The 12,362-nt window shown below is 70.5% G+C and carries 2 protein-coding genes; both read left to right on the plus strand.

Annotation, left to right across the window (positions count from 1 at the left end):
- Nucleotides 1-144: 144 nt before the first annotated feature.
- Complete coding sequence (locus tag M1M07_RS30545; protein ID WP_368862577.1) at nt 145-6,225, plus strand: amino acid adenylation domain-containing protein; 6,081 nt, start codon at nt 145-147, stop codon at nt 6,223-6,225.
- A gap of 268 nt (nt 6,226-6,493) precedes the next feature.
- Nucleotides 6,494-12,362: non-ribosomal peptide synthetase (locus M1M07_RS30550; protein ID WP_248676564.1), on the plus strand; the 5,869-nt coding region annotated here is incomplete at its 3' end.

The following is a 12,362-nucleotide window of genomic DNA, read 5'->3' on the forward strand; positions in this document are numbered from 1 at the left end:
GACGAGCGGTTGCGTCCGGTGCCGGTGGGTGTTGCGGGTGAGTTGTATCTGTCGGGTGTGCAGTTGGCTCGGGGGTATTTCGGTCGGCCGGAGTTGACGGCGGATCGGTTCGTGGCGAACCCGTTCGGTGACCCAGGGGTGCGGATGTATCGCACGGGTGACCTGGTGGCGTGGAACGAGCGCGGTGGGCTCGAGTACATCGGGCGTACCGATTTCCAGGTGAAGGTGCGTGGTTTCCGGATCGAGCTCGGTGAGATCGAATCGGTTCTGCGGAACCAGGATTCGGTGTCGCAGGCCGTCGTCGTGGTGCGTGAGGACGCGCATCTCGGCGAGCAGCTGGTCGCCTATCTCGTGCCCGACGGCGAGCTCGACCTCGATGTGGTGAAGCAGTCGGCGGCGCGGGAGCTGCCGTCGTACATGGTGCCGACCGCGTGGGTGGTGCTCGACGCGCTGCCGTTGAACATCAACGGCAAGATCGACCGCAGGGCACTGCCCGCGCCGGTGTTCGAGGCCGTGGCCTTCCGTGCCCCGGTCACCGCGATCGAGCAGATCGTCGCGGGTGTGTTCGCCGAGGTGCTCGGCGTCGAGCGGGTCGGCTTGGACGACGACTTCTTCGCGCTCGGCGGCAATTCGCTGGTGGCGACGCAGGTGACGGCCCGGCTGGGTGCGGCGCTGGATGCGCAGGTGCCGGTGCGGACGGTGTTCGAGGCCTCGACGGTGGCGGCGCTGGCCGCGGCGGTCGAGTCGCACGCCGGTTCCGGGGCGCGGGCGGCGCTGACGGCGCGTCCGCGTCCGGAGCGGGTGCCGTTGTCGTTGGCGCAGCAGCGGATGTGGTTCCTCAACCGCTTCGATTCCGGCACGGCCGTGAACAACATTCCGGTGGCGTTGCGGCTGAGCGGAGCGCTCGACGTCGCGGCACTCACCGCAGCGGTCTCGGATGTCGTGGCCCGCCACGAGGTGCTCCGTACCTACTACCCGGAGTTCGACGGCGTGGGACAGCAGGTCGTGCTGCCCGTCGCCGACGCTCCGGTGCTGCGGGTCGAGCGTGTCGACGCCGAGCGCGTCACCGAGCGGGTCGCCGAACTGATCGGTACCGGCTTCGATGTCACCGCCGAGGTGCCCTTCCGTGCCGCGCTGCTCGAATTGTCCTCCGACGAGTTGTCCACAGCCGAGCGGATTCTGGTGCTCGTGGCGCACCACATCAGCGCCGACGGGTTCTCCATGGGCCCGCTCGCCCGCGACGTGATGGTGTCCTACGCGGCCCGGTCGCGGGGAGAGGCGCCGTCGTGGGCACCGCTCGAGGTGCAGTACGCGGACTTCGCGCTGTGGCAGCGCGAAGTCCTCGGCGACGAGAACGATCCGGAATCGCTGATCTCCGCCCAGCTCGCCTACTGGTCCGAGACCCTCGCCGGGACCCCGGACGTGCTGGACCTGCCCACCGACCGGCCCCGGCCGGCGCAGGTGACCTATCGCGGCGACACGCACCGCTTCGAGCTGCCGGCGGACGTGTTCGCCGCCGTCGAACGGTTCGCGTCCGAGCAGTCGGCGACACCGTTCATGGTGGTGCACGCGGCGTTCGCGGTGCTGCTGGCACGCCTGTCGGGTACCGAGGACATCGTGATCGGGTCGCCGGTCGCCGGCCGCGGTGAGGCCGCGCTCGACGACCTGGTCGGCATGTTCGTCAACACCGCGGTGCTGCGCACCGTCATCGACGGCTCCGAGTCGTTCACCGATCTGCTGCGCCGGGTCCGTGAAGGTGACCTCGCCGCGTTCGGTCACGCCGACGTTCCGTTCGAGCGCCTCGTCGACGAGCTCGATCCCGTCCGTTCGCAGGCACATTCGCCGATCTTCCAGGTGGCGCTGGCCTTCCAGAACCTGGCCGCGGGAACGTTCGAGCTCGGCGACCTGTCGGTGGCGCCGGTTCAGGCCGACGCCCACATCGCGAAGTTCGACCTTCAGCTGACCCTCGTCCCGGGAGACCGGGACGAAGGCGCGGCTGTGCCCGCGATGTTCGAGTACGCGACCGATCTGTTCGACGACTCGACGGTCGCCGCGTTCGGGGAGCGTTTCGTGCGGCTGCTCGCCGCACTGACCGGGTCCCCGGAGCGGGCCGTCGGGGACGCCGATCTGTTCGCTCCCGGCGAGCTCGCCGGGCTCCTGGCGCACGCCGGACCGACCGGACCGGAGCCGTGCACGTTGCGCGAGCTGATCGCTGCGGCCGTCGCCGCGAACCCCGACGGGGTCGCGGTCCGCTGCGAGGATCGCGAGCTCACCTACCGTGAGCTCGACGCCCGTTCGTCGCAGCTGGCCCGCGTGCTGCTGCAGCGCGGCGTCGGTGCCGAGCAGCTCGTCGCGGTCGCGATTCCGCGATCGATCGAATCGGTACTCGCGGTCTGGGCCGTGACGAAGACCGGGGCGGCGTTCGTCCCGGTGGACGCGAACTACCCGGCGGACCGGATCGAGCACATGGTCACCGATGCGCGCGCCGCGGTCGGTCTGACCCTGGCGCAGCACGTGGAGGCACTGCCCGGCGTCACCGACTGGCTCGTCCTCGACGACGCCGAGCTGCAGACCGCGATCGAGGCGGAAGCGGCGACTCCGGTGGCCGAAGGTGAACTGCCCCTGCCGACCCGGGTCGAGCAGGTGGCGTACGTCATCTACACGTCCGGCTCCACGGGTAAGCCCAAGGGTGTCTCGGTCACGCACGCGGGTCTGCACAACTTCTGTGTCGAGCAGCGTGAGCGCTACCGTCCCGGACCGGATTCCCGGATCCTGCACGTGTCGTCGCCGAGCTTCGACGCATCGATGCTCGAGCTGCTGCTCGCGCTCGGCGCGTCCTCGACGACGGTGATCTCGCCCGCCGGCGTGTTCGGTGGTGCGGAACTGGCGGAACTCATTCGCCGCGAACGGGTTTCGCACGCGTTCATCACCCCGTCGGTGCTGGCGTCGATGGACCCGTCCGGTCTGGATTCGCTGCAGCACCTCGCCGCCGGCGGTGAGGCGGTGCCCGCCGACGCCGTCGCGCGCTGGTCGCCCGGTCGTTCGCTGTACAACGGCTACGGCCCCACCGAGACCACGATCATGGCGAACATCTCGGAGCCGATGGTGCCGGGCGCCCCGATCACCATCGGTGGCCCGATCCGCGGTATGCGCGAGGTCGTGCTCGACGCGCGGCTGCGCCCGGTACCGGTCGGTGTCGTCGGCGAGTTGTACATCTCGGGAATCCAGCTCGCACGCGGGTATCACGCCCGCGGCGCACTGACCGCCGACCGGTTCGTCGCCGACCCGTACGGCGAACCCGGCGAGCGGATGTACCGCACCGGTGACGTCGTGCGGTGGACCCCGAGCGGGGAGATCGCCTACGTCGGCCGCAGCGACCACCAGGTGAAGATCCGCGGCCTCCGGGTCGAACTCGACGAGATCGACGCCGTGCTCGTCTCGCACGAGAGCGTGGACTTCGCGGCGACGATCGGCCACGAGACCCCGACCGGTGGCACCGCCGTCGTGTCGTATGTCGTCCCCGCCGCCGGCGCCGACCTCGACGTCGACGCGCTGCGGGAGTTCGCGGCGACCTCGCTGCCCGCACACATGGTGCCGGTCGTCGTGATCCCGCTCGACGCGATCCCGCTGACCCCGGTCGGCAAGCTGGACCGCAGGGCCCTGCCGGAACCGGTGTTCGAGGCCAAGGCGTTCCGTGCGCCGTCGACGCCGATCGAGGAGATCGTCGCCGGGGTGTTCGCGGACGTGCTCGGCGTCGACCGCGTCGGGGCGGACGACGACTTCTTCGATCTCGGTGGCAACTCGCTGATCGCGACGCAGGTCGCGGCTCGGCTCGGCGCGGCACTCGACACCACGGTCCCGGTCCGGGAACTGTTCGAGGCGCCGGCTGTCGGGACGCTCGCGGCCCGGCTGGAAGGGCTCGCCGGCGGTGGTGGCCGTGCGCCGCTCACGGCCGGTCCGCGACCGGAGATCGTGCCGCTCTCGCTTGCGCAGCAGCGCATGTGGTTCCTCAACCGGTTCGATCCGGCTTCCGGGTCCTACAACATCCCGCTGGCGATCCGGTTGTCCGGCACGCTGGATGTGGCGGCGCTGCAGGGCGCGGTCGGCGACGTGATCGGCCGGCACGAGATCCTCCGCACCGTCTATCCCGAACTCGACGGCAGCGGGCACCAGTTGGTGCTGCCGGTCGCCGACGCCCTGCCGGACCTGACTCCCGAGCGGGTCGGCGCGGACGAGCTCCCCGGCCGGGTCCGTGACCTGGCGTCGGCGGGATTCGATGTGACCGAGGCGATTCCGGTTCGGATCCGGTTGTTCGCGGTCGACGAGACCGAACACGTCCTCGTGCTGGTCATGCACCACATCAGCGGCGACGGCTTCTCGCTCGGTCCGCTGACCCGTGACGTCATGGTCGCGTACACCGAGCGGGCCGCGGGACGCCTGCCGGAATGGGCACCGCTGCCGGTGCAGTACGCCGACTTCGCGTTGTGGCAGCGGGCCGTCCTCGGCACCGAGGACGATCCGGACTCGCAGATCTCGGCACAGCTCGGTTACTGGCGGGAGGCTCTCGCCGGACTGGCCGACGATCTCGAACTGCCTACGGACCGGCCGCGGCCGGCGATGCCGTCCATGGCGGGCGCGTACCACGCGTTCAGGCTCGAGCCCGAGCTGCACCGCGGGCTGACCGAACTCGCGCGCGCCCACAACACGTCGATGTTCATGGTGGTGCACGCGGTGCTGGCGGTCCTGCTGGCACGGCTCACCGGCGGCCGCGACGTCGCGGTCGGCACCGGTGTCGCGGGACGCGGCGAACCCGAACTCGACGACCTGATCGGCATGTTCGTCAACACGCTGGTGCTGCGCACCGACGTCGATCCGTCCCGGTCGTTCGGTGAGCTCGTCGACCGCGCCCGGGAAACGGACCTGTCGGCATTCGCGAACGCCGATGTGCCGTTCGAGCGTCTCGTCGAGGTTCTCGATCCGGCACGGTCGTCGGGACGTCACCCGTTCTTCCAGGTGATGTTGTCGCTGCAGAACTTCCGGCCGGTGTCCTTCGAGCTGCCGGGCCTGACGATCAGCGGCCTCGACACCGGGGAGGTCGCGGCCAAGTTCGATCTGATGCTGACGCTCGAGGGCACCTACGACGACGCGGGCGACCCGGACGAGCTGATCGCCGGGTTCACCTACGCCACCGACCTGTTCGACGCCTCCACCGTCGAGCGGTTCGCCGAGCGGTTCACCCGGATCGTGGAGGCGGTCGTCACGAAGCCCGACGTGACCGTCGGCGACATCGACATCATGGGTGCCGCCGAACGCGCACAGTTCCAGTCCCGCACCACCGACACGGAATCCGAGTCGGGGGCCACGGCCCGCAACCTGGCGTCGGTGCTGATGTCCACCGTCGAGTCCGACCCGGAGGCTCCGGCGCTCGCGGACGGCGAGGACGAGGTCTCCTACGCCGAGCTGGACGCGAGGTCGTCGCGGGCGGCCCGGTTCCTGCTCGGCCGCGGAATCGGCGCCGGAAGCCGGGTCGGCATCCGGATGCCGCGCTCGGTGGACCGCACCGCCGCCGTGTGGGCCGTTCTCAAGACCGGTGCCGCAGTCGTCCTCCTCGACGAGGCGGTGTCCGGCGGGGCAGTGCCCGGCGGGGCGGGGCTCGACGTCGTGCTCGGTGTCGCCGGGGACCCCGCCGATGCGTCGGTGATCGTCCTGGACGATCCGGACGCGGCCGCGGCGATCGAGGCGCAGTCCGGGACCCCGGTGACCTACGCGGACCTGACACGTCCGATCCGGGGCGACGACCCGGCGTTCGTGATCGCGGCCGGCACCGAAGAGGAGCGGGTGATCGGTCACGCGGCCGCGGCGGACACCGCCGCCCGGCTCGCGGCCCGCACCGGCGTCGACTACGAGTCCCGCACCCACCTGCACGGGCCCGCCGATTCGGAGGCCGCGGTGCTCGAGCTGCTCGTGGCCGCCACTGCCGGTGCCGCCCTGGTGGCGCCGCAGGAACGCGCGGAGTCGTTCGAGGACGAGCTCGCCGATCAGTGGGTGACGCACCTGTTCGTCGGGTCACCCGGCGCGCCCCGGTTCGACGACGGAATCCCCGAGGACCTCGCGGCGATGGTGTTCGTTGACGTGCAGCCGGAGCCCGGATACGAGGACCTGCTGGGCGCCGACGGTCCGGATCTGTTCACCGACGTGGTCACCGCCGCCGGCGGCGGCCGGTAGGGGGAGCGGCAGCTCGATCGGCCGCCGCGCGGGCCGGAACCCGGACCGCGCGGCGGCCCGGGTTCCGGGCACTCCAGGTCGCGATCGTGTAACGAATCGGCGCGCCGCGAGGGTATAGAGTTGACGCTTTCGTGCACGCATCAGCCGGATGTGGCGCCGAAGCGCCGGCTCGTACCATGGAGCGGGTTGTTGGGTCAATAGACGAGAGAGCCCCGCGTCGCGCTGCGACCGAGGTTCTCCTGTCCTGGGCATGAGGGGTTGTTAACGAATGACGGCTGACGAGACCGGTGCCAAGGCTGCAGGTGGGGCACGCCGCAGGACCGGCTCCAGCAGGCCCGCTCGTCGACGCCGCACACGTGCACTCACCCTCCCGCAGTTGCTCGCCGCGGCCGTGGAGATCGACCCCACGGCCACCGCGGTCGTTCTCGGCGACCGCCGTCTGACCTACGGCGAGCTCGACGAGCAGTCCTCCCGCCTCGCGCGGGTACTGATCGCGCGCGGCGCACGGCCCGAAACCTTCGTCGCGCTCGGACTTACCCGTTCGATCGAATCGGTCCTCGCCTGGTGGGCCGTCGCGAAGACCGGTGCCGCCTTCGTTCCGATGGACCCGACCTATCCCGCCGACCGCATCGAGCACATGGTCACCGACTCCGGCTCGCGCTTCGGCCTCACCGTCACCGAGCACCGCGACCGCCTGCCCGACTCGGTGGACTGGCTCGCCCTCGACAGCGCGGAACTGGCCGCCGAGTGCGCGGCGGTGTCCGGGGCGCCGGTCACCTACGCGGACCGCGTCGGATCGCTCTCCGTCGACAACACCGCGTACGTCATCTACACGTCCGGCTCCACCGGCCTCCCGAAGGGCGTCACGGTCACCCACGGGGGCCTGTCGAATCTGTCGGCCGAGCAGCGCGAGCGGTTCAAGATCGACTCTTCCTCCCGCACCATGCATTTCGCGTCGCCGAGCTTCGACGCGTCGATCCTCGAGCTGCTGCTCGCGGTCGGTGCCGGGGCGACCATGGTCATCGTGCCGCCGACGGTCTACGGCGGTGACGAACTCGCCGAGCTGCTGCGGAAGGAAAGTGTCACCCACGCCTTCATCACCCCCGCCGCGCTGGCGTCGATGGACCCGGCCGGTCTGGATTCGCTGCGCGCGGTCATGGTCGGCGGTGAGGCCTACTCCACCGAGTTGATGGCGAAGTGGGCCGGCGACCGCGACTTCTTCAACGTGTACGGGCCGACCGAGACGACCGTCATCTCCACCAGTAGCGACCCGCTCGAGGCGGACGGCCCGATGCCGATCGGTGTCGCCCTGCGGGGTGTCTCGGCACACATCCTCGACGGCCGCCTCAACCCGACGCCGATGGGTGTCGCCGGTGAGTTGTACCTCTCCGGACCGGGCGTCGCGCGCGGCTACCACCGGCGTCACGGCCTGACCGCCGAACGCTTCGTCGCGAACCCGTTCACGGACGACGCGGGCACCGAGCCCGGCGCGCGCATGTACCGGACCGGCGACGTCGTGCGCTGGATCGACGGTCCCACCGGGCCGGTCATCGAGTACGTCGGCCGCAGCGACTTCCAGGTCAAGGTCCGCGGCTTCCGCATCGAACTCGGTGAGATCGACGCCGCGCTGTCCGCGCACGACTCCGTCGAGTTCGCCGCGACCGTCGGGCACACGTCCGCGACCGGCGTGACGACGCTGGTGTCGTACGTGCTGCCCGCGGCCGGATCGGTCGTCGACCAGGACGCGCTCAAGGAATTCGTGGGTCGGTCGCTGCCGTCCCACATGGTCCCCTCCGTGGTGATGACCCTCGACTCCATCCCCCTCACCGGGAACGGCAAGCTGGATCGGAAGGCCTTGCCGGAGCCTGTGTTCGAGCCCAGGGAGTTCCGCGCTCCGTCGACCCCGACCGAGGAGACCGTCGCGGCCGTGTTCGCCGACCTGCTCGGTGTCGAACGTGTCGGCGTCGACGACGACTTCTTCGAACTCGGCGGCAACTCCCTGATCGCGACGCAGGCGGTCGCGCGCCTCGGCGCCGTCGTCGACACCCGCCTTCCCGTGCGGGACCTGTTCGAGTTCTCCACCGTCGAATCCTTCGCCGCCTACCTCGATTCGCTCGGCGATGCGGCAGGGCGCATCCCGCTCGTGCCGCAGGACCGGGGCACCGTCGTCCCGCTGTCGCTCGCACAGCAGCGGATGTGGTTCCTCAACCGGTTCGACACCACGTCGACCGTCAACAACATCCCGCTGGCGATCCGCCTCACCGGCCACCTCGACGTCGCGGCCCTGCGCGCGGCGATCGGCGACGTCGTCGAGCGGCACGAGATCCTGCGGACGGTCTACCCGGAACTCGACGGCACCGGGCACCAGGTGGTTCTCCCCACCGCCGAGGTCGTCGACGAACTGATCCCCGTTCCGTCGACCGCAGGCGAAATTCTCTCGGACGTGGTCGATTTCGTCGACGAGGGATTCGATGTCACCACCGCGGTCCCGATGCGGATCCGCTTGTTCGCGCTCGGCGAGGACGAACACGTGCTCGTTCTCGTCGTGCACCACATCAGCGCGGACGGCTCGTCGATGGCCCCGCTGACCCGCGACGTCGTCACGGCGTACGCGGCCCGGAGCGTCGGATCGGCGCCGGCCTGGGAACCGCTGCCGGTCCAGTACGCGGACTTCGCGCTGTGGCAGCGCCGGGTCCTCGGTTCCGAGGACGATCCGGACTCGCTGATCGCCGCGCAGCTCGACTACTGGAAGAACACGCTCGCCGGGTTGCCCGACGAACTCGCCCTGCCGACCGACCGTCCTCGGCCGCAGACCGCGTCGAACGCCGGTGCGATGTACCGCTTCCCGATCGACGCGGATCTCGTCGAACGCCTCGAAGCGGTGGCCGCCACCCAGCACGGCACCCTGTTCATGGTGGTCCACAGCGCGCTCGCCGTGCTGCTGGCCCGGCTGTCCGGCACCGAGGACATCGCGATCGGCACGCCCGTCGCGGGCCGCGGTGAGCAGGCGCTCGACGACCTGGTCGGCATGTTCGTCAACACCCTCGTGCTGCGTACCCAGGTCTCGCCCGCAGCCACCTTCGCCGAACTCCTCGCCCAGGCCCGCGAGACCGACCTGGGTGCGTTCGGGCACGCGGATCTGCCGTTCGAGCGGCTCGTCGAGGTGCTCAACCCCGTCCGGTCGCAGTCGCGGCACCCGCTGTTCCAGGTGGCGCTGTTCTTCCAGAACCTCGAGGAAGCACACCTCGACCTCGCGGGCCTGCGCGTCGAGGGGCTCGACGCCGGCACGACGACCTCACGGTTCGACCTGCAGCTGACCCTCGCCACCGACAGCGACACCGACGGCATGGTCGGCATGCTCACCTACGCCACCGCGCTGTTCGACGAATCGTCGGTCGTGGAGATCTCGCAGCGACTGCTGCGCATCCTCGACGCGGTCTCCACCGATCCCACGGTGACCGTCGGGGACCTCGAGATCCTCGGCGCCGACGAGCGCCGCGTCCTGCTCGACACGTGCAACGACACCGAGCACACGATCGCGGACCGTCTGCTGCTCGACGGCTTCGACGCACAGGTCGCCCGCACCCCCGACGCGACCGCCCTCGTGTACGAGGGTCGCGAACTCACCTACGCCGAATTCGATGCCGAAGTCAATCGTCTTGCGCGGCACCTGATCTCCCTCGGTGTCGGACCGGAGTCCCGGGTCGCGCTGGCGATGCGCCGGTCCGTCGAACTCGTCGTCGGCATGTACGCGGTCCTCCGCGCGGGCGGCGCCTACGTGCCCGTGGACCCGGACCACCCGGCCTCGCGCACCGAGTACATCCTCGACGCCGCCGAACCCGTCTGCGTGCTCACCACCGAGCGCGACGATCTCACGCTGCCCGAGCGCATCCCGGTCCTGCACCTCGACACCCTCGACCTCGCGCACCTGCCGGCCACACCGGTCCCGGCGAGCGAGCGCACCGGGGTGCTGCGTCCCGGAAACACCGCCTACGTCATCTTCACCTCCGGATCCACCGGCCGCCCGAAGGGTGTCGCGGTGCCGCACGGGGCGATCGCGAACCAGATGGCCTGGATGCAAGGCGAATACGGACTCACCGAGGCCGACGTCTATCTCCAGAAGACCGCCACCACCTTCGACGTGTCGCTGTGGGGCTTCTTCCTGCCGCTGCGGGTCGGCGCGACGCTCGTCGTCGCGACACCCGACGGGCACCGGGACGCCGAATACGTCGCCCGCACCATCCGGGAACGGTCGGTCACCGTCACCGATTTCGTGCCGTCGATGCTCGCCGTCTTCGTCTCGTACGCGGACCCGGCCGACCTGGTGACGCTGCGCGACGTGTTCGTCATCGGTGAGGCACTGCCCGCACAGACCGCGCACGCGTTCGCGTCGGTCGCGTCGGCCGGACTGCACAACCTGTACGGGCCGACCGAGGCGGCCGTGTCGATCACCTACCGGCAGGCGGCGCTCGACGACGCCGGGTCGGTCCCGATCGGTGTGCCGCAGTGGAATTCGAAGGTGTACGTGCTCGACGGCCGGCTGCGCCCCGTCCCGCTGGGGGTCGCGGGTGAGCTGTATCTGTCGGGCGTCCAGCTCGCACGCGGGTACCACGGCCGGGTCGACCTGACCAGCGACCGCTTCGTCGCCGATCCCTTCGGTCTCTCCGGCGATCGCATGTACCGCACCGGCGACCTCGTCCGCTGGACCCGCACGGCCGGCGGCGCACCGGAACTGGTGTACATCGGCCGCACCGACTTCCAGGTGAAGTTCCGCGGCCAGCGCATCGAGCTCGGCGAGATCGAGACGGCCCTGCTCGCCGACCCCACCGTCATGTCCGCATCGGTGCAGGTCGTCGCGACCCCCACCGGCGATCAGCTCGTCGCCTACCTCGTGGCCGAGGCCGGCGCCGACATCGACGAGCAGTCGCTGCTCGCCGGGCTCGGCAAGAGTCTGCCGTCGTACATGGTTCCGGCGGCTGCCGTCGTCCTCGACGCGTTCCCGCTCAACGCGTCCGGCAAGCTCGACCGCAAGGCGCTGCCCGAGCCCGTGTTCGAGACCCGCGCGTTCCGCGCCCCCACCACGCCGGTGGAAGAGATCGTCGCCGCGGTGTTCGGCGAGGTGCTCGGCGTCGAGCGGGTCGGTCTCGACGACGACTTCTTCGCGCTCGGCGGGAACTCCCTGATCGCGACCCAGGTCGCGGCGCGCCTCGGCGCCGCCCTCGAGGTCCGCGTTCCGGTGCGGGAACTGTTCGAAGCCTCGTCGGTGGAGGCCCTCGCCGCCCGGCTCGAGTCGCACACCGGTGCCGGTGGACGCGCTGCGCTCACGGCACAGGTGCGCCCGGAGCGGATTCCGTTGTCGCTGGCGCAGTCCCGCATGTGGTTCCTCAACCGGTTCGACCCGGACTCGACCGCCTACAACCTGCCGACCGCGCTGCGCATCCGCGGAGCCCTCGACGTCGAGGCGCTGCGCGCGGCGGTCGCCGACGTGGTGTCGCGGCACGAGTCGCTGCGCACCGTCTACCCGGAGACCGTCGACGGGCCCGTCCAGGTGATCCTGCCTGCCGGACGCGCCTCGGTCGCAATGGACGTCGTCACCGTCGACGAGGCGTCGATCACCGGGGCGATGGCCGGATTCGTCGGGCAGCCGTTCGACGTGACCACCGAGATTCCGCTCCGCGCACGGGTTTTCGAGCTCGGCGCCGACGACTTCGTGGTCGTCACGGTCGTCCACCACATCTCCGCCGACGGCTCGTCGGGCGGGCCGTTCGTCCGTGACCTCGTCACCGCGTACACGTCCCGGATCGGCGGCGGCGTGCCGTCGTGGGAACCGCTCGCGGTGCAGTACGCGGACTACGCGTTGTGGCAGCGGTCGGTGCTCGGTTCGGAGGACGACCCGTCCTCGCTGATCTCGCAGCAGATCCGCCACTGGACCACAGCCCTGGCGGGTCTGCCGGACCAGTTGGAGTTGCCGGCCGATCGTCCGCGCCCGGCGGTGCAGTCGGTGGCCGGTGCGCGCGTCGGTGTGGAGATCCCGGCCGAGTTGCACGGGCGGTTGGTGCAGGTGGCGCGGGCGCACAACGCGACGTTGTTCATGGTGGTGCATGCGGCGTTGTCGGTGTTGCTGGCGCGGTTGTCGG

Source organism: Rhodococcus sp. HM1 (assembly GCF_023218075.1).
In the GTDB taxonomy this organism is placed as follows: Bacteria; Actinomycetota; Actinomycetes; order Mycobacteriales; family Mycobacteriaceae; genus Rhodococcus.